Source organism: Pseudomonas sp. PDM13 (genome assembly GCF_025685765.1).
GTDB classification, from domain to species: Bacteria; Pseudomonadota; Gammaproteobacteria; order Pseudomonadales; family Pseudomonadaceae; genus Metapseudomonas; species Metapseudomonas solani.
In genome coordinates this window covers 24,258-45,976 of sequence record NZ_JAOTQU010000008.1, presented here as the reverse complement: position 1 = coordinate 45,976, position 21,719 = coordinate 24,258, and the positions used below count along the sequence as shown (strand labels likewise).

At 64.6% G+C, this 21,719-nt stretch carries 18 protein-coding genes; 12 read left to right on the top strand and 6 right to left on the bottom strand.

The window, feature by feature from the left end; genetic code table 11:
* Positions 1 to 134: 134 nt before the first annotated feature.
* The 3 genes from OEJ36_RS10660 to OEJ36_RS10650 form a co-directional block, all read right to left on the bottom strand.
* Positions 135 to 2,945: an FAD-binding and (Fe-S)-binding domain-containing protein gene (locus OEJ36_RS10660; RefSeq protein ID WP_263401497.1), complete on the bottom strand. Its 2,811-nt coding sequence runs from the start codon at positions 2,943 to 2,945 to the stop codon at positions 135 to 137.
* Positions 2,946 to 3,019: 74 nt separating this feature from the next.
* Positions 3,020 to 4,165, bottom strand: coding sequence for an FMN-dependent L-lactate dehydrogenase LldD (gene lldD / locus OEJ36_RS10655; protein WP_263401496.1), 1,146 nt, complete (start codon positions 4,163 to 4,165; stop codon positions 3,020 to 3,022).
* A gap of 173 nt (positions 4,166 to 4,338) precedes the next feature.
* Positions 4,339 to 6,024 carry a lactate permease LctP family transporter gene (locus OEJ36_RS10650; protein WP_263401495.1) on the bottom strand — a complete coding sequence of 562 codons (1,686 nt, stop codon included), beginning with the start codon at positions 6,022 to 6,024 and terminating at the stop codon, positions 4,339 to 4,341.
* A gap of 316 nt (positions 6,025 to 6,340) precedes the next feature.
* Here OEJ36_RS10650 and OEJ36_RS10645 point away from each other — a divergent pair, with 316 nt between their 5' ends.
* A complete protein-coding gene (locus OEJ36_RS10645; RefSeq protein WP_263401494.1) occupies positions 6,341 to 7,108 on the top strand; it encodes an FCD domain-containing protein in 768 nt (255 codons plus the stop codon).
* A 45-nt stretch (positions 7,109 to 7,153) separates the two neighbouring features.
* Here the strand turns inward: OEJ36_RS10645 and smpB are convergent, their stop codons facing one another.
* On the bottom strand, positions 7,154 to 7,636 hold the full coding sequence (smpB, locus tag OEJ36_RS10640; RefSeq protein WP_021222337.1) for an SsrA-binding protein SmpB: 483 nt from the start codon (positions 7,634 to 7,636) through the stop codon (positions 7,154 to 7,156).
* Between the two features lie 151 nt (positions 7,637 to 7,787).
* On the opposite strand from smpB, the gene OEJ36_RS10635 reads away from it, so the two are divergent.
* Positions 7,788 to 8,222 carry a type II toxin-antitoxin system RatA family toxin gene (locus OEJ36_RS10635; RefSeq protein WP_263401493.1) on the top strand — a complete coding sequence of 145 codons (435 nt, stop codon included), beginning with the start codon at positions 7,788 to 7,790 and terminating at the stop codon, positions 8,220 to 8,222.
* Positions 8,215 to 8,526 carry an RnfH family protein gene (locus OEJ36_RS10630; RefSeq protein ID WP_263401492.1) on the top strand — a complete coding sequence of 104 codons (312 nt, stop codon included), beginning with the start codon at positions 8,215 to 8,217 and terminating at the stop codon, positions 8,524 to 8,526. The genes OEJ36_RS10635 and OEJ36_RS10630 overlap by 8 nt, the downstream gene beginning before the upstream one ends.
* A 66-nt stretch (positions 8,527 to 8,592) precedes the next feature.
* On the opposite strand, the gene OEJ36_RS10625 is transcribed toward OEJ36_RS10630, so the two are convergent.
* On the bottom strand, positions 8,593 to 9,114 hold the full coding sequence (locus tag OEJ36_RS10625; RefSeq protein WP_263401491.1) for an outer membrane protein assembly factor BamE: 522 nt from the start codon (positions 9,112 to 9,114) through the stop codon (positions 8,593 to 8,595).
* Between the two features lie 96 nt (positions 9,115 to 9,210).
* Here OEJ36_RS10625 and fur point away from each other — a divergent pair, with 96 nt between their 5' ends.
* Positions 9,211 to 9,615 carry a ferric iron uptake transcriptional regulator gene (gene fur, locus OEJ36_RS10620; protein ID WP_021222333.1) on the top strand — a complete coding sequence of 135 codons (405 nt, stop codon included), beginning with the start codon at positions 9,211 to 9,213 and terminating at the stop codon, positions 9,613 to 9,615.
* A gap of 69 nt (positions 9,616 to 9,684) precedes the next feature.
* Here fur and recN read toward each other — a convergent pair whose 3' ends face one another.
* Positions 9,685 to 11,358: a DNA repair protein RecN gene (gene recN, locus OEJ36_RS10615; protein WP_263401490.1), complete on the bottom strand. Its 1,674-nt coding sequence runs from the start codon at positions 11,356 to 11,358 to the stop codon at positions 9,685 to 9,687.
* 152 nt (positions 11,359 to 11,510) lie between these two features.
* Here recN and grpE point away from each other — a divergent pair, with 152 nt between their 5' ends.
* The 8 genes from grpE (at position 11,511) to OEJ36_RS10575 (ending at position 21,702) form a co-directional block, all read left to right on the top strand.
* Positions 11,511 to 12,080 carry a nucleotide exchange factor GrpE gene (gene grpE / locus OEJ36_RS10610; protein ID WP_021222331.1) on the top strand — a complete coding sequence of 190 codons (570 nt, stop codon included), beginning with the start codon at positions 11,511 to 11,513 and terminating at the stop codon, positions 12,078 to 12,080.
* A gap of 100 nt (positions 12,081 to 12,180) precedes the next feature.
* The gene (gene dnaK / locus OEJ36_RS10605) at positions 12,181 to 14,091 is read left to right on the top strand and encodes a molecular chaperone DnaK (protein ID WP_021222330.1); all 1,911 of its coding nucleotides are present in this window, start codon (positions 12,181 to 12,183) and stop codon (positions 14,089 to 14,091) included.
* A 122-nt stretch (positions 14,092 to 14,213) separates the two neighbouring features.
* Positions 14,214 to 15,341, top strand: coding sequence for a molecular chaperone DnaJ (dnaJ, locus tag OEJ36_RS10600; RefSeq protein ID WP_263401489.1), 1,128 nt, complete (start codon positions 14,214 to 14,216; stop codon positions 15,339 to 15,341).
* Positions 15,342 to 15,425: 84 nt separating this feature from the next.
* Positions 15,426 to 16,232, top strand: coding sequence for a 4-hydroxy-tetrahydrodipicolinate reductase (dapB, locus tag OEJ36_RS10595; protein ID WP_263401488.1), 807 nt, complete (start codon positions 15,426 to 15,428; stop codon positions 16,230 to 16,232).
* Between the two features lie 184 nt (positions 16,233 to 16,416).
* On the top strand, positions 16,417 to 17,553 hold the full coding sequence (gene carA / locus OEJ36_RS10590; protein ID WP_021222327.1) for a glutamine-hydrolyzing carbamoyl-phosphate synthase small subunit: 1,137 nt from the start codon (positions 16,417 to 16,419) through the stop codon (positions 17,551 to 17,553).
* Between the two features lie 36 nt (positions 17,554 to 17,589).
* On the top strand, positions 17,590 to 20,811 hold the full coding sequence (gene carB, locus OEJ36_RS10585; RefSeq protein WP_043245229.1) for a carbamoyl-phosphate synthase large subunit: 3,222 nt from the start codon (positions 17,590 to 17,592) through the stop codon (positions 20,809 to 20,811).
* Entirely contained in the window at positions 20,808 to 21,284 is a 477-nt protein-coding gene (gene greA, locus OEJ36_RS10580; RefSeq protein ID WP_031288836.1) for a transcription elongation factor GreA, read from the top strand. The genes carB and greA overlap by 4 nt, the downstream gene beginning before the upstream one ends.
* Entirely contained in the window at positions 21,277 to 21,702 is a 426-nt protein-coding gene (locus tag OEJ36_RS10575; protein WP_043245232.1) for a hypothetical protein, read from the top strand. The genes greA and OEJ36_RS10575 overlap by 8 nt, the downstream gene beginning before the upstream one ends.
* Positions 21,703 to 21,719 lie beyond the last annotated feature (17 nt).

The following is a 21,719-nucleotide window of genomic DNA, read 5'->3' as shown; positions in this document are numbered from 1 at the left end:
TGCGGATTGCGCCCGGGTTGCCGTTTCGCTTGCCGTTTCGCTTGGCCTGGAGGCGGGTGGGGGCGTTTTTGCCGGGCAAAAAAAGCCCCGCACTGGGCGGGGCGCAATCCGTGCGATGCACGGCAGCTTGAGGTTCAGATGGCCCGTGGGCGGGTGACGCGGTCCACCAGGTAGACCAGGCCGTGGTAGTCGATGCCGCCGTGCTGGGTGAGGCCGATTTCGCAGGTGCGGCTGGTGGAGATGCCTTCTTCGCAGACCTGCACGGCGTCCTTCAGGCTGCGCAGCGAGTGGGCGTTGAGCTCCGGGGTGGTGAAGCCCTTGTCGCCGGCGAAGCCGCAGCAGTGGATGCCTTCGGGCACCACCACTTCGCGGGTGCAGCGACGCACCAGGTCGATCAGGCCCTGGGCCTCGCCCAGGTGCTGGGTGCTGCAGGTGACGTGCACGGCGATGGGCTTGTCCTGGGGGGTGAACTCCAGGCGTTCGAGCAGGTGGGTGCGGATGAAGCGCACCGGGTCGAACAGGTCCAGGCGCGAATCGAGGCCGTCCTGCACCAGGCGCAGGGTGCAGGGGCTGGTGTCGCAGTAGATGGGGTCGAGGCCGCCGCGGCTGGCTTCCAGCAGGGCGTCGATCATCTCGCGGCGTTTGCTTTCGGCCTGCTCGGCGTAGCCCTTGGAGGCGAAGGGCTGGCCGCAGCAGAGGCTCTCCAGCTGGCTGGGGAAGACCACCTGGTAGCCGGCCTTTTCCAGCAGCATGCGGGTCTTGTCCACCAGCGGCACCTGTTCGCCATCGCTGGCGGCGGGGCCCATGGCGCGGGACACGCAGGCGGCCAGGTAGACCACGCGGGGGCGGGCGTCGTTGGCCGGCGGGGTGAACTGGATGGGCTTGGCGGCCTGGGGCAGGGCGGGGGTCCATTGCGGCAGGCGCCCGGCGGAGAGACGGCGCAGGGAACCGGAGGTTTTTTCCAGCAATGGCGCGCCGAGCAGGCGACGGGCCCCGTCGGCCAGGCGCAGGGTGAGGCGCGCGCCCTTGAGTGCGGTGGCGAAGTGGTCGGCCAGCCAGTCGGCGCTGCCGGCATGGTGGGCGACGCCGCCGCGCAGCTTGCGCACCAGGTCACCGGTATTGATGCCCACCGGGCAGCGCTGGGCGCAGAGGCCGGTGGCGGCGCAGGTGTCGACGCCCTGGTAGGCGAAGGCTTCCTCCAGCTCGCGGGTGTCGATGCCAGCGCGCTTGCGTGCCTGGATGTCGCGCCAGATGACGATGCGCTGGCGCGGGCTGAGAGTCAGGCCCTTGGAGGGGCAGACCGGCTCGCAGAAGCCGCATTCGATGCACTTGTCGACGATTTCGTCGGCGGCGGGCAGCGGCTTGAGGTTCTTCAGGTGCAGCTCGCGGTCCTCGCTGAGCACCACGTCGGGGTTGAGGATGCCGCGCGGGTCGAGCAGGCGCTTGAGCTGCCACATCAGTTGATAGGCGTCGCTGCCCCATTCCAGTTCGACGAAGGGCGCCATGTTGCGCCCGGTGCCGTGCTCGGCCTTGAGGGCGCCACCGAATTCCACCGCCACCAGCTGGGCGACGTCCTGCATGAAGGCGTCGTAGCGGGCGACCTGTTCGGGGCTGTCGAAGCCTTGGGTGAAGACGAAGTGCAGGTTCCCTTCCAGGGCGTGGCCGAAGAGGATCGCCTCGTCGTAGCGGTGCTTGTCGAACAGCTCGATCAGGCGGTTGACCCCGGCAGCCAGCTGTTCGACGGGGAAGGTGACGTCTTCGATGATCACCGTGGTGCCGGTCTGGCGCACGGCGCCGACGGCGGGGAAGGTGTCCTTGCGGATCTTCCACAGCTGGTTGTAAACGACCGGGTCTTCGCTGAAGTCGACCTTCTGCTCCACCGGGAAGTCGGCGATGGAGGCAGTGATCTGCGCGAGCTGCTCGTGCAGCAGGCTGCCGCTGGCGGCGCGGGATTCGATGAGCAGGGCGCAGGCGTTGGCGGACAGGCCCTTGACCCAGGCGGGCATGCCGGGCTTCTCCTGCACCGAGCGCAGGCTGCGGCGGTCGAGCAGCTCGACGGCGGAGATGGGCTGGGTCTTGAGCACGGGCACGGCGCGGCAGCAGGTTTCGACGTCGGGGAAAACGATGAGCGCCGAGGCCTTGTGCGGGTGCTCGGGCACGGTGTCGTAGGTCACCGCGCTGATAAAGCCGAGGGTGCCTTCGGAGCCCACCAGCAGGTGGGTGAGGATGTCCAGCGGCTGGTCGTAGTCCACCAGGGCATTGAGGGACAGGCCGGTGGTGTTCTTCAGGCGGTACTTGTGGCGGATCTTCGCGGCCAGCTCGGGGTTGTCGCGGGTCTGCCGGCCCAGTTCGCCGAGCTGTTCCAGCAGCGCGCCGTGGGTGGCGTGGAAGGCGGCGACGCTGAGCGGGTCCTCGCTGTCGAGCAGGGTGCCATCGGCCAGCACCAGGCGCAGGCCGGCGAGGGTGTGGTAGCTGTTCTGCGCGGTGCCGCAGCACATGCCGCTGGCGTTGTTGGCGACGATGCCGCCGATCTTGCAGGCGTTGATCGAGGCCGGGTCGGGGCCGATCTTGCGGCCGTAGGGGGCGAGCCAGGCGTTGGCCTGGGCGCCGATGACGCCGGGCTGCAGGCGGATCTGTTCGCCGCCCTTGCGGATGTCGCGGCCGTTCCAGTTGTCGCCGAGGACGATGAGCACCGAGTCGCTGATGGCCTGGCCGGAGAGGCTGGTGCCGGCGGCACGGAAGGTCACGGGCACCTGCTCCGCGTGGGCGGCCTTGAGCAGGGCGATGACCTCGGCTTCGCTCTCGACCCGCACGATCAGCTTGGGGATCAGCCGGTAGAAGCTGGCGTCGGTGCCGAAGGCCAGGGTGGAGAGCGGGTCGTCGAAGCGCCGCTCGCGGGGGATCAGGCGCTCGGCGGTCTGGAGGAAGGCGGCGGGCAGGCTCATCGGTCGGGTCCTGTCATCAACGGTTGGCGCGGGCCGCTCGGGCGGCCTCGTCGGTTCGTTATGGGTGGGGCGGATCAGCGGCCGAGTTCGCGTACCAGCGAGTCGGCGCTGATTTCGCTGATGCTCTTGGCGCCGGTAAGCACCATGGCCACGCGCATTTCCTTGTCGATCAATTCCAGCAGATTGCTCACACCCGCGCCGCCGGCTGCAGCCAGGGCGTAGACGAAGGCTCGGCCGAGCATCACGGTGTCGGCGCCGAGGGCGAGCATGCGCACCACGTCGAGGCCGGTGCGGATGCCGGAGTCGGCGAGGATCTTCAGCTCGCCCTTCACCGCGTCGGCGATGGCCGGCAGGGCGCGGGCGCTGGAGAGCACGCCGTCGAGCTGGCGGCCGCCGTGGTTGGAGACGACGATGCCGTCGGCGCCGAAGGTGACTGCGTCACGGGCGTCCTCGGGGTCGAGGATGCCCTTGATGACCATGGGGCCGTCCCAGAATTCGCGGATCCACTCCAGGTCCTTCCAGGAGATCGACGGGTCGAAGTTGGCGCCGAGCCAGCCGATGTAGTCGGCCAGGCCCGTGGGGTTGCCACGGTAGGTGGAGATGTTGCCGAGGTCGTGGGGCTTGCCCAGCAGGCCGACGTCCCAGGCCCAGGCGGGGTGGGTCATGGCTTGCAGTACGCGGCGCATGGCGGCGTTGGGGCCGCTCATGCCGGAGTGGGCGTCGCGGTAGCGGGCGCCGGGCACGGGCATGTCGACGGTGAACACCAGGGTGGTGACGCCGGCGGCCTTGGCGCGCTCCAGGGCGTTCTTCATGAAGCCGCGGTCCTTCAGCACGTAGAGCTGGAACCACATGGGGCGCTGGATGGCCGGGGCCACTTCCTCGATGGGGCACACCGAGACGGTGGAGAGGGTGAAGGGGATGCCCTTGTCCGCCGCCGCCTTGGCCGCCTGCACTTCGCCGCGACGGGCGTACATGCCGGTGAGGCCCACCGGGGCCAGGGCCACCGGCATGGCGAGGGTCTCGCCGAACAGCTGGGTCTCGAGGCTCAGCTCGGACATGTTCTTCAGCACGCGCTGGCGCAGGGCAATGCCGGAGAGGTCCTCGACGTTACGCTGCATCGTGTATTCGGCGTAGGCGCCGCCATCGATGTAGTGGAACAGGAAGGGCGGCAGCTTGCGCTGGGCGGCGGCGCGGTAGTCGGTGGAGGCGGAGATGATCATGGGGTCCCTACCGTTGAATGAAAGAAGCGTGGCACGTTGCGAGGGTCGAGCGAGCTAGAGCGAGCTAGAGCGAGACAAGGCGGAAATGGCCGAGGGAGCGGCGCCTACGACTGTAGGTGAGCATCTCCGAGGCCATTTCCAACGCCGTATCGCCGACGCGCAGCCGATCCGGCTTAGTGGACCAGCATGCCGGTGAAGACGTAGGCCTGAGCCAGGGTGATCAGGCCGACGAAGGCGGCGAAGATCAGGCTGTGCTTCAGGGTGAAGCGGAACAGGTCCGATTCCTTGCCGACCATCCCGGTAGCAGCGCAGGCCACGGCGATGGACTGCGGCGAGATCATCTTGCCGGTCACGCCGCCGCTGGTGTTGGCGGCCACCAGCAGGGTGTCGTTGACGCCGATCTGGTGCGCGGTGGTGGATTGCAGGGAGCTGAACAGGGCGTTGGACGAGGTGTCCGAGCCGGTCAGGAAGACCCCCAGCCAGCCGAGGAAGGGCGAGAAGAACGGGAAGGCCGCACCGGTGCCGGCCAGGACCAGCGCCAGGGTGGTGGACATGCCCGAGTAGTTGGTGACGAAGGCGAAGGCCAGCACCATGCCGATGGAGAGGATCGGCCACTTCAGCTCGACCAGGGTTTCACCAAAAGTGGTCAGACCATTTTTAACATTGACCTTGAGTACCAGCATCGACAGCAGCGCGGAGAAGAAGATCGCGGTGCCGGTTGCGGAGATCGGGTCCAGCTTGAACACCGCCGGCATGGCCGTGGTGGCGGCAACGATGGGCGCGCCCTTGAGGACCAGCTGGTCCAGGTGCGGGATGGCGAACATGAAGACGAACTGCTCCATGGCGCCGCCCGGGGCGAACATCGCCTTGAAGGGCTTGAGGGTCCAGATGGTCACCAGCACGGTGAGGATCAGGAAGGGCGACCAGGCCTTGAGGATCTCGCCGAAGCTGTAGGGCGAAGGCTCGGTGCTGCGCGGGCCACCGAAGCCGCCGAGAACCGCCGCGCCGCCGGATACGCCGGCCACTTCGGTGCTCTGCGCTCCGGCCGGTTGCCAGACCTTGAGGAACAGGGTCAGGGAAACCAGGCTGACCAGGGCGGAGGTGATGTCTGGCAGTTCCGGGCCGATGAAGTTGGAGGTGAAGTACTGGGTGATGGCGAAGCTGCCGCCGGCCACCAGGGCGGCGGGCCAGGTTTCCTTCACGCCGCGCCAGCCGTCCATCATCGCCACCAGCCAGAAGGGCACGAGGATCGACAGGAAGGGCAGTTGGCGGCCGGTCATGGCGCCGATCTTGAACGCGTCGATGCCGGTGACCTGGCCCGCGACGATGATCGGGATGCCCAGGGCGCCGAAGGCCACCGGTGCGGTGTTGGCGATCAGGCACAGGCCGGCGGCGTAGAGCGGGTTGAAGCCCAGGCCCACCAGCAGCGCGGCGGTGATGGCCACGGGGGCGCCGAAGCCGGCCGCACCTTCGAGGAAGGCGCCGAAGGAGAAGCCGATCAGCAGCACCTGCAGGCGCTGGTCACCGGTGATCGATAGCACCGAGCTGCGGATCACTTCGAACTGGCCGCTCTTGACCGTGAGTTTGTAGAGGAACACCGCCGCGACGATGATCCAGGCAATCGGCCAGAGGCCGTAGGCGAAACCGTAGCCGGCCGCGGCGAAGGCCATGTCGGCGGGCATGTTGAAGGCGAAGATGGCAACGGCGATCGCCAGGGCAAGGGTGATGGTGCCGGCGATATGGCCCTTGAGGCGGAACACCGCGAGGGCGAGGAAGAAGAACACGATCGGGATCACGGCGACGGCAGCGGACAGGCCGAGGCTGCCGAGAGGGGTGTAGATCTGTTGCCATGCTTGCATGGTGGTTGGCTCCGTAATTGTTTTTGGAGTGCCTGTGGGCCGTCCGGGTGGGTGCGATGCTTTTGGCGTCGCAGCAGGCATTGGCCGGATCTGGCGTACTTCGTCGAAATTGGTAATACCAATTTACAAAATCGACGGCTCAGGGTAAAAGTCTTACCGTGCGCGTGTCAATTTCCTGTCCTACAACTTTGGTCGAGAGGGCGGCGGTCGAGCTTTTCTTGTGCGCCGGGCAGGGGCTGGTTAGGCTGCCGCCGGATATGCGCGGGCTACCGCGCCAGACTGCCCGGATGGGCTGTGGAAAAGAGGCGGGAGGGGTATGGGATTTGGTCAGGTGCGTCAGCGCCGTCTGTCGGATGACATCGTCAGTCACCTGGAGTCGATGATCCTCGAAGGCACCCTGAAGGCCGGTGAGCGGCTGCCGGCGGAGCGCCTGCTGGCGGAGCAGTTCGGGGTGTCCCGGCCGTCGCTGCGCGAGGCGATCCAGAAGCTGGTGGCCAAGGGTTTGCTGATCAGCCGCCAGGGCGGGGGCAACTATGTGTCCGCCGAGCTGGGCTCCACCTTCAGCGACCCGTTGCTGTCGCTGCTGGAAGGCAATCCGGATGCCCAGCGCGACCTGCTGGAGTTCCGCCACACGCTGGAGGGTTCATGCGCCTTCTATGCGGCGCAGCGCGCGACCTCGGTCGACCATGAGCGCCTGCGCGAAGCCTTCGAGGCGTTGCAGGCCTGCTACATGCCCGGCAGCAAGGCGACCCGGGAAGAAGAGGGCGCCGCCGATGCGCGCTTCCACCTGGCGATCGCCGAAGCCAGCCATAACGCCGTGCTGCTGCACACCATCCGCGGCTTGTTCGAACTGCTCAAGCACAACGTGGTCACCAATATTGGAGGCATGTACCTGCAGCGCGGCGAGACCCGCGACATGCTGATGAGGCAGCACCGGGCCTTGTTCGAGGCGATCGTCGAGCGACGTGCTGAGGAGGCGCGGGAAATCTCGCACCAGCACATCGATTACGTGCAGGAGGTCTTGGCGGAAGGGCAACTGGAAGCGCTACGGATGGAACGCGCGCAACGCAGGCAGGGAATCTGAAGCATCAGCCTTGCGGCTGGAGCGGCGACCGGTGTGAGTCGGCGCTCAGTCTTCCTTGCCTTTGGTGCGCATGACGCGGGCGATCTCGCGATCGGAGTCGCGTTCCTTCTCGGTGGCGCGCTTGTCGAATTCCTTCTTGCCCTTGACCAGTGCGATCTCGCACTTGACCAGGTGGGCCTTCCAGTAGAGCGACAGTGCCACGCAGGCATAACCCTTCTGCTGGACCGCGCCGATCAGCTTGCTGAGTTCGCGCTTGTGCAGCAGCAGTTTGCGCGTACGGACCGGGTCGGCGATCACGTGGGTGCTGGCGGTTTTCAGGGGCGTGAAGTGGCTGCCGAGCAACCAGGCTTCGCCGTCCTTGAGCAACACGTAGCTGTCCACCAGTTGGGCTTTGCCGGCGCGCAGACTCTTGACCTCCCAGCCTGCGAGAGCCATGCCGGCCTCGAAGCGCTGTTCGACGAAGTAGTCATGCAGAGCCTTCTTGTTCTGCGCGATGGTGCCTTGGGGATGTTTCTTTTGCTTAGCCATAGGCGCGGCATTATAGGGAGTCCCAGGCGAGGCCGCTACGGCGGCGTAGGCTTGAGCGCGAGGGGTGAATCCCTGACAATGCGCGCTCTTTTTTTGACCAGCCGTGTTGCTCGCTCCGGCGCAGCCGACTGACCGACGTTCAGAGGCCCAGATGACCACCCATATCCAGCGCTCCGCTCTGCTGCCGTACCCTGCGCAGGCGCTCTACGATCTGGTCAACGACGTGGCGAGATACCCCGAGTTCCTGCCCTGGTGCTCCTCCAGCGAAGTGCTGGAGGCGAGCGAAACCGAGATGGTCGCCAGCCTCGGCGTGGCCAAGGGCGGGCTCAGTCAGCGCTTCGTCACCCGCAACCGGCTGGTGCCGGGGCAGGTGATCGAAATGAACCTGGAAGAAGGCCCATTCAGCGAGCTGCACGGCGTGTGGAATTTCAAGGCGCTGGGCGAGAAGGCCTGCAAGATCAGCCTGGACCTGTCGTTCGATTACGCGGGGCCCATCGTCAAGGCGACCCTCGGGCCGCTGTTCAATCAGGCCGCGAATACCCTGGTCGACGCCTTCTGTCAGCGAGCCAAGCAGCTTCATGGCTGAGTCGATCGCTATCGAGGTCGTCTGTGCGCTGGCCGATCGTCAGCGCTTGCTGAGCCTGGATGTGGCCGTGGGCGCTACGGCGCGTGCGGCAGTGATGGCGTCAGGGCTGGCGGCGGAGTTTCCCGAGCTGGATCTGGCCACCTGCCCGCTGGGGATCTTTGGCAAGGCTTTGGCCAATCCCGAATCGCGTGTGCTGGAGGAGGGGGATCGCATTGAGATCTACCGCCCGCTGCTCGCCGACCCGAAGGAAGTGCGCAAGCTCCGCGCGGCTCGTGCGGCCCAGGCGCGGGCAGGAGAGGAATAGGCGGCCTGGATAACAGGCGCCCATGAAAAAGCCCGGAACCAGTCCGGGCTTTTTTCTGCGCAGTGATTACTGCGGCGAGGTTTCCAGCGGCTCGGGCGTGGGCACCGGTACGGTTTCCACCTGGTCCACTTCCTTCTGGATCTGCTCGAGCAGCGAGCCGGGCTTCGGCTTCTCTTCCTGCTGTTGCTGGGCAGGCTTCTCGCTCTTCACTTCGGTGCTGCCGTCGCTGCCGAGAATGGCTTCGTCGCGGCTCACGCCGGGCATGAAGTCACCGGCCAGGCCGACCAGTTGGTCGCTGCCGTCGAACACCAGGCTGACGCGCTCCTGCTGGCGATCACCGCCGCCGGGCTGGATGCTGTAGAGGTAATCCCAACGGTTGGCGTGGAAGGTGTCGGTGATCAGTGGGTTGCCCATGATAAACCTCACTTGTCGCCGGGTCATTCCGGGCTTCAACTGGTCTATCATGTCCTGCGTCACGACATTGCCCTGCTGGATGTCGATTTTGTAAACCCCGGGGAATGAACAGCCGGCGAGTGCGACCAGACCTGCGAAGGTGAGGCTGGTCAGCAAGAGCTTGGTGTTTTGCATCGGTGGGTGACTTCCACTATCTTGGCTGGGCAACGAAAATCCGATCATACCCGCATTAAGGGAAGCTGCGAAGCAGCGTCCACGAGAAAGCTGACCATGGTTGAAAATAACGAACTTCGCAAAGCCGGCCTCAAGGTGACCCTGCCTCGAGTCAAGATCCTGCAGATGCTTGACTCCACCGAGCAGCGCCACATGAGTGCCGAAGATGTCTACAAGGCGCTGATGGAGGCGGGTGAGGACGTGGGGTTGGCGACTGTCTACCGCGTGCTGACCCAATTCGAGGCTGCCGGTCTCGTGGTGCGCCACAACTTCGATGGCGGCCATGCCGTCTTCGAGCTGGCCGACGGCGGTCACCACGACCATATGGTCTGCGTCGATAGCGGTGAGGTGATCGAGTTCTTCGATACCGAGATCGAGAAGCGCCAGAAAGAGATCGTCAAGGAGCATGGCTTCGAGCTGGTCGATCACAATCTGGTGCTGTACGTGCGCAAGAAGAAGTAAGCGCACTGCCAGTTGGCAAAAGAAGAAGGCGACCCTGGGGTCGCCTTCTTCGTTTCCGCTTGCCGGAAATCAGCCCTGGGCGCTGGTGACCATCTTCCTGGCGTGGGCGATGGATTCGTCGGTGAGGTCCAATCCACCGAGCATGCGTGCGATTTCCTCGATGCGCGCGGCTTCGGTGAGGTTGGTGACGGCGGTACGTGTTTCCTTGCTGCCTCGTACCTTGTGCACGAATAGATGGTTGTGGCCCTGGGCGGCCACTTGCGGCAGGTGGGTGACGGTGAGCACCTGGCCGCGCTCGCCGAGTCGGCGCAGCAGCTGGCCGACCACTTCGGCGGTGGGGCCGCCGATGCCCACGTCCACTTCGTCGAAGACCAGGGTCGGTACGCGGGAGGTCTGGGCGGTGATCACCTGGATGGCCAGGCTGATACGCGAGAGTTCGCCACCCGAGGCGACCTTCGCCAGTGCCTTGAGGGGCTGGCCGGGGTTGGCGCTGACCAGGAATTCCACCTGCTCCATGCCGTTGGCCTGCGGATCCTGTGCCTGCAGCGGGTGCAGTTCGATGGTGAAGCGCCCGCCGGGCATGCCCAGGCGCTGCATCTCGACTTCCACGGCCTTGGCCAGCTTGCCGGCGGATTTGCCGCGCAGCTTGCTCAGCTCCGCCGCCTTGGTCTGGTAGTGGCGGGTGTAGGACTCGAGTTCTTCGGTCAGGCGCTCGACGGCTTCGTCATCGGCATTCAGTGCTTCGATCTCGTCCAGCAGGGATTGCTGCAGGTTGGCCAGCTCGCTCGGGTGTACGCGGTGCTTGCGCGCCAGGGTGTAGATGCTGTCCAGGCGCTCTTCCAGTTGCTGTTGGCGCTGCGGGTCGGCGTCGAAGTGGTCGATGAAGCGGTTGATCTCGCCAACCGCTTCCTCCACCTGGATCTGGGCGCTGGCCAGCAGGTTGACGGCTTCGGCGATGGCACCCTGCTGGGTGTTGAAAGCGGTCAGGCGGTTGAGGCTGGAGGTGAGAGCACTGAGTACGTTGCCGGCGTCGCTTTCGCTGCACATGTCCAGCACTTGGCGGCAGCCGGCGAGCAGGCTTTCGGCGTTGGAGAGGTTCTTGTGCTCCTGCTCCAGCTGGTCGAGTTCGGACTCGCCGAGGGCGAGATTCTCCAGCTCTTCCAGCTGATAGCTGAGCAACTGGTGGCGGGCGCGCTGTTCTTCGCCGCTGCGGGACAGGCGCTCCAGCTCCTGGCGGGTCTGCTTCCAGCGCTGCGCGGCGAGCTGGACCTGGCGAGCCAGTTCACTGGCGCTGGCGAATTCGTCGAGCAGGCGGCGGTGGGTGTCGAGCTTGAGCAAGGATTGGTGCTCATGCTGGCTGTGGATGTCGATCAGCAGCTCGCCCAGGGTCTTGAGGTCGCCCTGGGGGCAGGGGGTGCCATTTATATAGGCGCGCGAGCGGCCTTCGGCGGTGATGACCCGGCGCAGGATGCAGGGGCCGTCGTTGTCCAGGTCGCGCTCGGCGAGCCAGGTGCGGGCCTCGGGGATGTCGTGGAGGTCGAAGCTGGCGAGGATGTCGGCCTTGTCCGCGCCGGGGCGCACCACGCCGCTGTCGGCGCGGTCGCCCAGGGTCAGGCCCAGTGCGTCGAGCATGATCGACTTGCCTGCACCGGTCTCGCCGGTGATCACCGACATGCCGCCGGCGAGTTCGAGATCGAGGTGTTCGACGATGGCGTAGTTGTGAACGGAAAGGTGGACCAGCATGGCGGCACTCCCAGGGCGATGGCTGGGTATTTATACAGTGTTTGTTTTCCGCCTGACAATCACCCCTCCCCCTTGAACCGACAAATTGCGACCCCATATAGGCGGACAGATCGCCGGGTTATGTCCCGGCCCGTTTTTGAAAGGAGGAACGCATGGCTGACGAACAGACCCTGGATAATCAGAACCCTGAAGCGAACGCTGCTGCCGAAGGCGCTGCTGGCGACGATCTGGCGGTTCGTGTGCAGACGCTGGAAGAGCAACTGGCTGCCGCCCAGGATCAGTCCCTGCGCGTTGCCGCCGAATTGCAGAACATCCGCCGCCGTGCCGAGCAGGATGTGGAAAAGGCGCACAAGTTCGCGCTGGAAAAATTCGCCAATGACCTGCTGCCGGTGGTGGACAGCCTCGAGCGTGGCCTGGAGCTGACCGCAGCCGATGACGAGTCGATCAAGCCGGTGCGCGAGGGCATGGAGCTGACGCTCAAGCTGTTCCACGACACCCTCAAGCGCTACCAGTTGGAGGCAGTCGACCCGCACGGTGCGCCGTTCAACCCGGAGCACCACCAGGCCATGGCAATGCAGGAAAGCACTCACGTGGAGCCCGGCAGCGTGCTGAAGGTGTTCCAGAAGGGCTACCTGCTCAACGGTCGCCTGCTGCGCCCCGCCATGGTGGTGGTCAGCAAGGCACCGAGTGAAGCGCCGCCGTCCATCGACGAGCAGGCTTGAAATCCGGCCTCCGGCCCCCATTTGTTAGTTCAAGCGTTTTTATGCTGCCGCGGCCAGTGAAACGGGGCCTCGGCAAATCCAAAGTTTCGGGAGAGAGAATATGGGCAAAATCATCGGTATCGACCTGGGGACCACCAACTCCTGCGTGGCTATCCTGGAGAACGGTAACGTCAAGGTGATCGAGAACGCCGAAGGCACTCGCACCACTCCGTCGATCATCGCTTACACCAACGATGGCGAGATCCTTGTCGGCCAGTCCGCCAAGCGCCAGGCGGTGACCAACCCGCACAACACCCTGTACGCCGTGAAGCGTCTGATCGGTCGTCGCTTCGAAGAAGACGTCGTGCAGAAAGACATCAAGATGGTTCCCTACAAGATCGCCAAGGCCGACAACGGTGACGCCTGGGTCGAAGTGAAGGGCCAGAAGATGGCGCCGCCGCAGATTTCCGCGGAAGTGCTGAAGAAGATGAAGAAGACCGCCGAAGACTACCTCGGCGAGACCGTAACCGAAGCGGTGATCACCGTTCCGGCCTACTTCAACGACAGCCAGCGCCAGGCTACCAAGGACGCCGGCCGTATCGCCGGTCTGGACGTCAAGCGCATCATCAACGAGCCGACCGCGGCTGCGCTGGCCTACGGCATGGACAAGGCCAAGGGCGACCACACCGTGATCGTCTATGACCTGGGTGGCGGTACCTTCGACGTGTCGGTGATCGAGATCGCCGAAGTCGACGGCGAGCACCAGTTCGAGGTTCTGGCCACCAACGGCGACACCTTCCTGGGTGGCGAGGACTTCGACATCCGCCTGATCGACTACCTCGTCGACGAGTTCAAGAAAGAATCCGGCATGGACCTGAAGGGCGATCCCCTGGCCATGCAGCGCCTGAAAGAGGCTGCCGAGAAGGCCAAGATCGAGCTGTCTTCCAGCCAGCAGACCGACGTCAACCTGCCGTACATCACTGCAGATCAGACCGGTCCGAAGCACCTGAACGTGAAGATTTCCCGCGCCAAGCTGGAAGCCCTGGTCGAAGACCTGGTCGCTCGTACCATCGAGCCGTGCCGTATCGCGCTGAAGGATGCTGGCCTGGATGTGGGTGATATCCACGAAGTGATCCTGGTCGGCGGCCAGACCCGCATGCCGCTGGTGCAGAAGCAGGTTGCCGATTTCTTCGGCAAGGAAGCGCGCAAGGACGTCAACCCGGACGAAGCCGTGGCCATCGGTGCCGCCATCCAGGGCGCCGTACTGTCCGGCGACGTGAAGGACGTGCTGCTGCTCGACGTTTCCCCGCTGACCCTGGGTATCGAAACCCTGGGTGGCGTGATGACCGCGCTGATCGAGAAGAACACCACCATCCCGACCAAGAAGTCGCAGGTGTTCTCGACCGCCGACGACAACCAGTCCGCCGTGACCATTCACGTGCTGCAGGGCGAGCGCAAGCAGGCCGCGCAGAACAAGTCCCTGGGCAAGTTCGACCTGGCCGAGATTCCGCCGGCTCCCCGTGGTGTGCCGCAGGTCGAAGTGACCTTCGACATCGACGCCAACGGCATCCTGCACGTGTCCGCCAAGGACAAGGCCACCGGCAAGCAGCAGTCCATCGTGATCAAGGCCAACTCCGGCCTGTCCGAGGACGAAATCCAGCAGATGGTGCGTGACGCCGAGGCCAATGCCGAGGAGGATCGCAAGTTCGAAGAGCTGGCCGCCGCCCGTAACCAGGGTGATGCGCTGGTCCATGCGACCCGCAAGATGGTCACCGAGGCTGGCGACAAGGCCACTGCCGACGAGAAGGCTGCCATCGAGAAGGCGCTGGGTGAGCTGGAAGTTGCCGTCAAGGGCGACGACAAGGCCGAGATCGAAGCCAAGATGAACGCCCTGTCCCAGGCTTCCACTCCGCTGGCGCAGAAGATGTACGCCGAACAGCCCCAGGCTGGCGAAGGTGCTCCGGCCGGCGACGACAAGGCATCCGATGATGCCGTCGACGCCGAGTTCGAAGAGGTCAAGGACAACAAGTAAGCATCAGGCTTGCTTGCTCTCCTGCCTGCGGGGCCTGGCCCCGCAGGTTGATGCGCCGCGCGGGAGCTTGCTCCCGCGTCGGCGTGTCTGGAGGGCGCAAAATTTGAAGAGTGTGAGAACCAATGGCTAAACGTGACTTTTACGAAATCCTCGGTGTCGAGCGGGGCGCCAGCGAGGCTGAGCTGAAGAAGGCTTATCGTCGTCTGGCCATGAAATACCACCCGGACCGCAATCCGGACGACAAGGCGGCTGAAGAGAAATTCAAGGAGGCCAACGAGGCCTACGAAGTGCTCTCCGACGCCAGCAAGCGTGCCGCGTACGACCAGTACGGCCACGCCGGTGTCGATCCGCAGATGGGTGCAGGTGGTGGTGCAGGCTTCGGCGGCGCCAGCTTCTCCGACATCTTTGGCGACGTGTTCAGCGACTTCTTCGGCGGCCAGCGCGGTGGTCAGCGTGGTGGTGCCCAACGTGGCAGCGACCTGCGTTACACCCTGGAGCTGGACCTGGAAGAAGCGGTTCGCGGCACCACCGTCACCATTCGCGTGCCGACCCTGGTCAACTGCAAAATCTGCGAAGGCTCCGGCGCCAAGAAGGGCACCAGCCCGGTTACCTGTACCACCTGTGGCGGCATCGGCCAGGTGCGGATGCAGCAGGGCTTCTTCTCGGTGCAGCAGACCTGCCCGCGTTGCCATGGCACCGGCAAGATGATTTCCGACCCCTGTGGCGGCTGCCATGGCCAGGGGCGTGTGGAAGAGCACAAGACCCTGTCGGTGAAAGTGCCGGCTGGCGTCGATACCGGTGATCGCATCCGTCTCTCGGGCGAAGGCGAAGCGGGCGCGATGGGCGGCCCGGCTGGTGACCTCTATGTCGTGGTCAATGTGCGCGAGCACCCGATCTTCCAGCGCGACGGCAAGCACCTCTATTGCGAAGTGCCGATCAGCTTCGCCGACGCCGCCCTGGGTGGTGAGCTGGAAGTGCCGACTCTTGATGGTCGTGTGAAGCTGAAGATCCCTGAGGCGACCCAGACTGGCAAACTGTTCCGCCTGCGCGGCAAGGGCGTGGCCCCGGTGCGCGGTGGTGGTGCGGGCGACCTGATGTGCCGCGTAGTGGTCGAAACGCCGGTGAACCTCGATAAGCGCCAGCGCGAGCTCCTCGAAGAGTTCCGCAAGAGCCTGCAGAGCGACGGCTCCCACTCGCCCAAGGCCAGCAGCTGGTTCGAAGGCATGAAGCGCTTCTTCGGCGATCTTTGATATCCCGGCCCCAACTGCAGGCGCAGGCTCCCGGAGCGGCGCCTGCGGCTCGGGGCTTGCAGCTTGGAGCTTGGAGCTTTGGTTATGCGACGTATTGCAGTGATGGGCGCCGCCGGGCGCATGGGCAAGATCCTGATCGAGGCGGTGCAGCAGACCGGCGGTAGCGCTGGCCTGACCGCAGCGATCGATCGCCCGGACAGCACCCTGGTGGGTGCCGATGCCGGCGAGCTGGCCGGCCTGGGCCGTATCGGTGTGCCGCTGTCGGGCGACCTGGCCAAGGTAATCGACGAGTTCGACGTGCTGATCGACTTCACCCACCCGACCGTGACCCTTAAGAACCTGGAAGTCTGCCGCAAGGCCGGCAAGGCCATGGTCATCGGCACCACCGGTTTCAGTGCTCAGGAAAAGGAGCTGCTGGGCGTTGCGGCAAAGGAGATCCCCATCGTCTTTGCCGCCAACTACAGCGTGGGCGTGAACCTCTGCCTGAAGCTGCTCGACACGGCCGCCCGTGTGCTGGGTGACGATGTGGATATCGAGATCATCGAAGCCCACCATCGGCACAAGGTGGATGCGCCGTCCGGCACCGCGCTGCGCATGGGCGAGGTCGTCGCCAGTGCATTGGGTCGTGATCTGGAAAAAGTGGCCGTTTACGGTCGCGAAGGCCAGACCGGCGCCCGCCCGCGCGAAACCATCGGTTTCGCCACCGTGCGCGCCGGCGATGTGGTCGGTGACCACACCGTGCTGTTCGCCGCCGATGGCGAGCGCGTGGAGATCACCCACAAGGCCTCGAGCCGCATGACCTTTGCCCGTGGCGCGGTTCGCGCGGCCGCTTGGCTGGAAGGGCGGGAAGCGGGCCTCTACGATATGCAGGATGTGCTCGGCCTGCGCTGAGACTGCCGAAAGGTCCTACTCCACGGTGGACCGTAAAAGGCCTTTCCTGTAAGCTGCAGCTTTAGTGTGTCCACTAAAAGTTACGCAGAATGGCTCAGATAAAAAAGCGGGGTGACGGTTCAAAACGTCATCCCGCTTTTTTACAACCTGCGTTTGCTTCAGCCTTGATCTACGGGAGGTCTTCTTGACTAAGCCAGCCATACTCGCGCTTGCCGACGGCAGCATTTTCCTCGGTGAATCCATCGGGGCCGACGGCCAGACCATCGGAGAGGTGGTGTTCAACACCGCCATGACCGGCTACCAGGAAATCCTCACCGATCCTTCCTATGCCCAGCAAATCGTTACCCTGACCTATCCCCATATCGGCAACACCGGCACCACGCCGGAAGATGCCGAGTCCGATCGCGTCTGGGCTGCCGGCCTGATCATCCGGGATCTGCCGCTGCTGGCCAGCAACTGGCGTAACAAGCAATCGCTGCCCGACTACCTGGAAGCCAATGGCACCGTCGCCATCGCCGGTATCGACACCCGCCGCCTGACCCGCATCCTGCGCGAGAAAGGCTCGCAGAACGGCTGCATCCTCACCGGTGAAGGCGCCACTGCCGAGAAGGCACTGGAGCTGGCGCGCAGCTTCCCTGGCCTGAAGGGCATGGACCTGGCCAAGGTGGTCAGCTGCACCGAGCGCTATGAGTGGCGCTCCGGCATCTGGGACCTGAAGACCGACAGCCACCCGGAAATCCCTGCCAGCGAACTGCCCTACCACGTGGTGGCGTTCGACTACGGCGTGAAGCTGAACATCCTGCGCATGCTGGTCGACCGTGGCTGCCGCCTGACCGTGGTCCCCGCGCAGACCCCGGCCAGCGAAGTGCTGGCACTGAATCCGGATGGCGTGTTCCTGTCCAACGGCCCTGGCGACCCCGAGCCCTGCGACTACGCCATCGCGGCGATCAAGGAAATCCTCGAGACCGAGATTCCGGTCTTCGGCATCTGCCTCGGCCACCAGCTGCTGGCCCTGGCGTCCGGCGCCAAGACCCTGAAGATGGGTCACGGCCACCATGGTGCCAACCACCCCGTCCAGGACCTGGACAGCGGCGTGGTCATGATCACCAGCCAGAACCACGGTTTCGCCGTGGACGAGACCAGCCTGCCGGCCAATGTACGCCCCATCCACAAGTCGCTGTTCGACGGCACCCTGCAGGGTATCGAGCGTACCGACAAGGAAGCCTTCAGCTTCCAGGGACACCCGGAGGCGAGCCCCGGCCCCCACGATGTGGCCCCGCTGTTCGACCGCTTCATCGAAGCCATGGCCAAGCGCCGCTAAGCCTGCCGACTGACCCAAGGATTCGAGTGAGTAAAAATGCCTAAACGTACAGATATCAAAAGCATCCTGATCCTCGGCGCCGGCCCGATCGTCATCGGCCAGGCCTGCGAGTTCGACTACTCCGGCGCTCAGGCCTGCAAGGCCCTGAAGGAAGAGGGTTACCGCGTCATCCTGGTGAACTCCAACCCGGCCACCATCATGACCGACCCGGCCATGGCCGACGCCACCTACATCGAGCCGATCAAGTGGGCCACCGTGGCCAAGATCATCGAGAAGGAGCGCCCCGACGCACTGCTGCCGACCATGGGTGGCCAGACCGCGCTGAACTGCGCGCTGGACCTGGAAAAGCACGGCGTGCTGGAGAAGTTCGGCGTCGAGATGATCGGTGCCAACGCCGACACCATCGACAAGGCCGAAGACCGCTCGCGCTTCGACAAGGCCATGAAGGACATCGGCCTGGCCTGCCCGGTTTCCGGCATTGCCCACAATATGGAAGAAGCCTACGGCGTGCTGGAGAAGGTTGGCTTCCCCTGCATCATCCGTCCGTCCTTCACCATGGGTGGCACCGGCGGCGGCATCGCCTACAACCGTGAAGAATTCGAGGAAATCTGCGCCCGCGGCCTGGATCTGTCGCCAACCAGCGAACTGCTGATCGACGAATCGCTGATCGGCTGGAAGGAATACGAGATGGAGGTGGTCCGCGACAAGAAGGACAACTGCATCATCGTCTGCTCCATCGAGAACTTCGACCCGATGGGCGTGCACACCGGTGACTCCATCACCGTGGCCCCGGCCCAGACCCTGACCGACAAGGAATACCAGATCCTGCGCAACGCCTCCCTGGCCGTATTGCGCGAGATCGGCGTCGAGACCGGTGGTTCCAACGTCCAGTTCGGCATCTGCCCGAACACCGGCCGCATGGTCGTGATCGAGATGAACCCCCGCGTATCGCGTTCGTCGGCACTGGCCTCCAAGGCCACCGGCTTCCCGATCGCCAAGATCGCCGCCAAGCTGGCCGTCGGCTACACCCTGGACGAGCTGTCCAACGACATCACCGGCGGCCGTACCCCGGCGTCCTTCGAGCCGGCCATCGACTACGTGGTCACCAAGGTGCCGCGCTTCGCCTTCGAGAAATTCCCCAAGGCCGACGCCCGCCTGACCACCCAGATGAAGTCCGTCGGTGAAGTCATGGCCATCGGTCGTACCTTCCAGGAGTCCATGCAGAAAGCCCTGCGCGGCCTGGAAGTCGGCGTTGCCGGTTTCGATCCGAAGCTGGACCTGAACGACCCGGAAGCCGAAAGCACCCTGCGTCGCGAACTGACCGTGCCCAGTGCCGACCGTATCTGGTATGTCGCCGACGCCTTCCGCGCTGGCAAGACCATCGCCGAAGTGTTCGAGCTGACCCGTATCGACGAGTGGTTCCTGGTGCAGATCGAGGACCTGGTCAAGGATGAGGCGACCGTACAGACCCTCGGCCTGTCCGCCATCGATCGCGACCTGATGTTCAAGCTCAAGCGCAAGGGCTTCTCCGATGCGCGCCTGGCCAAGCTGCTCGGCGTTTCCGAGAAGAGCCTGCGTGCCCATCGCCACAAGCTCAAGGTGCTGCCGGTGTACAAGCGCGTGGACACCTGCGCCGCCGAGTTCGCCACCGATACCGCCTACATGTACTCGACCTACGAGGAAGAGTGCGAAGCCAATCCGTCTAGCCGCGAGAAGATCATGATCCTCGGCGGTGGCCCCAACCGTATCGGCCAGGGCATCGAGTTCGACTACTGCTGCGTACACGCGGCACTGGCCATGCGTGAAGACGGTTACGAGACCATCATGGTCAACTGCAACCCGGAAACCGTCTCCACCGACTACGACACTTCCGACCGCCTGTACTTCGAGCCGGTCACCCTGGAAGACGTGCTGGAAATCGTCCGTGTCGAGCAGCCGAAGGGCGTTATCGTCCAGTACGGCGGCCAGACTCCGCTGAAGATCTGCCGCGCCCTGGAAGAGGCCGGCGTGCCGATCATCGGTACCAGCCCCGAGGCCATCGACCGTGCCGAGGACCGCGAGCGCTTCCAGCAGATGGTTCAGCGTCTCGGTCTGCGCCAGCCGGCCAACGCCACTGCCCGCAGTGAAGACGAGGCCCTGGCCCTTTCGAAGAACATTGGTTACCCGATGGTGGTGCGTCCGTCCTACGTTCTGGGCGGCCGGGCGATGGAAATCGTCTACCAGGAAGAAGAGCTCAAGCGCTACATGCGTGAAGCGGTGAAGGTTTCCAACGATAGCCCGGTGCTGCTGGATCGCTTCCTCAACTGCGCCATCGAAGTGGACGTGGATGCGGTGAGCGACGGCGAGAGCGTCGTGATCGGCGCGATCATGCAGCACATCGAACAGGCTGGCGTGCACTCCGGTGACTCCGCCTGCTCGCTGCCGCCGTACTCGCTGCCCAAGCACATCCAGGACGAGATCCGTGACCAGGTCAAGAAAATGGCCTTGGAGCTCGGTGTCGTCGGCCTGATGAACGTGCAGATGGCGGTGCAGGGCGAAGATATCTTCGTGATCGAAGTGAACCCGCGCGCTTCCCGTACCGTGCCGTTCGTCTCCAAGTGCGTGGGCGAGTCCCTGGCCAAGGTGGCGGCACGCGTCATGGCGGGCAAGAGCCTGGCCGAGGCCGGCTACCAGGAAGAAATCATCCCGCCGTTCTTCAGTGTCAAGGAAGCGGTCTTCCCGTTCGCCAAGTTCCCGGGCGTCGACCCGATCCTCGGCCCGGAAATGAAGTCCACCGGTGAAGTGATGGGCGTAGGCGACAGCTTCGGCGAGGCCTTCGCCAAGGCGCAGCTGGGTGCCAGCGAGATTCTGCCGAACTCCGGTTGCGCGTTCATCAGCGTGCGCGAAGACGACAAGCCCGAAGCCGTTCAGGTGGCACGTGACCTGGTCGCGCTGGGCTTCGAAGTGGTCGCTACCGCTGGTACCGCCAAGGTGATCGAGGCTGCCGGCCTGCCGGTGCGCCGCGTCAACAAGGTGACCGAGGGTCGTCCCCATGTCGTTGACATGATCAAGAACGATGAGGTTACCCTGATCATCAATACCACCGAGGGGCGCCAGTCGATTGCTGACTCCTACTCGATTCGTCGTAACGCCCTGCAGCACAAGATCTACTGCACCACCACCATCGCGGCGGGGCAGGCGGTCTGTGAAGCGCTCAAGTTCGGTCCCGAGAAGACCGTTCGCCGGCTGCAGGATCTGCATGCAGGGATCAAGGCATGAACAAGTACCCCATGACTGTCCAGGGCGCTCGCGCCCTGGAAGAGGAGCTGGCGCATCTGACCAAGGTCATGCGCCCGCAACTGAGCCAGGCCATTGGTGAGGCGCGCGAGCTGGGCGACCTCAAGGAAAACGCCGAGTACCACGCCGCGCGCGAGCAGCAAGGCATGGTTGAGGCGCGTATCCGTGACATCGAGGGGCGCCTGCAGAACTCCGTGATCATCGACGTCACCACCATCGCCCACACCGGCAAGGTGATCTTCGGTACCACGGTGGATATCGCCAACGTGGAAACCGACGAGACCGTGACCTACCAGATCGTTGGCGAAGACGAAGCCGACATCAAGCAAGGCAAGCTGTCGGTGGGTTCGCCCATCGCCCGCGCGCTGGTAGGTAAGGAAGAGGGCGACATCGTCGTGGTGAAAACCCCGAGCGGCCTGATCGAGTACGAGATCGTCGAGGTCCGTCATATCTGATCGTCGGCGGTTTCGCGCGGCTTCAGCCAGTTGGCAGCTGGCCCAGACATTCTGGGTCGGTGGCCTCTGGCTTCTGCACTTCGTCGTGATCCCCACCCTGGAGCGCGTTGGCCTTGCGCCACTGCTGGTGGAGGAGGTCTCGCGCAGCCTGACGCCGCTGCTGGTGGCCTTCACCGCTTTCTGCGTGCTGGTTCAGGGTGTGGTTCTGGTCCAGATCGAAGGCGTGCGCAGCCTGCAGCGTGACTCCCGTGGGCAGCTGCTGATAGCCGTTCTGGCGATGTCGGTGGTGTTCATGCTGGTGAACCAGGTGCAGCCAGGCGCCATGCGCTGGTTGGCGTTCAACTACCTGGTGCTGGCATTTTGCGGCGCCTTGCTGGTCATCCAGCCGGTGCCAGGTGATAAAGCTCGGGCGCGCTGAGCGCGCCACGGGCATCG

Bases quoted from the DNA above. Each gene is read 5' to 3' on its own strand.
- OEJ36_RS10660 (WP_263401497.1), bottom strand. From the start codon at position 2,945: ATGAGCCTGCCCGCCGCCTTCCTCCAGACCGCCGAGCGCCTGATCCCC.
- lldD (WP_263401496.1), bottom strand. From the start codon at position 4,165: ATGATCATCTCCGCCTCCACCGACTACCGCGCCGCCGCCCAGCGCAAG.
- OEJ36_RS10650 (WP_263401495.1), bottom strand. From the start codon at position 6,024: ATGCAAGCATGGCAACAGATCTACACCCCTCTCGGCAGCCTCGGCCTG.
- OEJ36_RS10645 (WP_263401494.1), top strand. From the start codon at position 6,341: ATGGGATTTGGTCAGGTGCGTCAGCGCCGTCTGTCGGATGACATCGTC.
- smpB (WP_021222337.1), bottom strand. From the start codon at position 7,636: ATGGCTAAGCAAAAGAAACATCCCCAAGGCACCATCGCGCAGAACAAG.
- OEJ36_RS10635 (WP_263401493.1), top strand. From the start codon at position 7,788: ATGACCACCCATATCCAGCGCTCCGCTCTGCTGCCGTACCCTGCGCAG.
- OEJ36_RS10630 (WP_263401492.1), top strand. From the start codon at position 8,215: ATGGCTGAGTCGATCGCTATCGAGGTCGTCTGTGCGCTGGCCGATCGT.
- OEJ36_RS10625 (WP_263401491.1), bottom strand. From the start codon at position 9,114: ATGCAAAACACCAAGCTCTTGCTGACCAGCCTCACCTTCGCAGGTCTG.
- fur (WP_021222333.1), top strand. From the start codon at position 9,211: ATGGTTGAAAATAACGAACTTCGCAAAGCCGGCCTCAAGGTGACCCTG.
- recN (WP_263401490.1), bottom strand. From the start codon at position 11,358: ATGCTGGTCCACCTTTCCGTTCACAACTACGCCATCGTCGAACACCTC.
- grpE (WP_021222331.1), top strand. From the start codon at position 11,511: ATGGCTGACGAACAGACCCTGGATAATCAGAACCCTGAAGCGAACGCT.
- dnaK (WP_021222330.1), top strand. From the start codon at position 12,181: ATGGGCAAAATCATCGGTATCGACCTGGGGACCACCAACTCCTGCGTG.
- dnaJ (WP_263401489.1), top strand. From the start codon at position 14,214: ATGGCTAAACGTGACTTTTACGAAATCCTCGGTGTCGAGCGGGGCGCC.
- dapB (WP_263401488.1), top strand. From the start codon at position 15,426: ATGCGACGTATTGCAGTGATGGGCGCCGCCGGGCGCATGGGCAAGATC.
- carB (WP_043245229.1), top strand. From the start codon at position 17,590: ATGCCTAAACGTACAGATATCAAAAGCATCCTGATCCTCGGCGCCGGC.
- greA (WP_031288836.1), top strand. From the start codon at position 20,808: ATGAACAAGTACCCCATGACTGTCCAGGGCGCTCGCGCCCTGGAAGAG.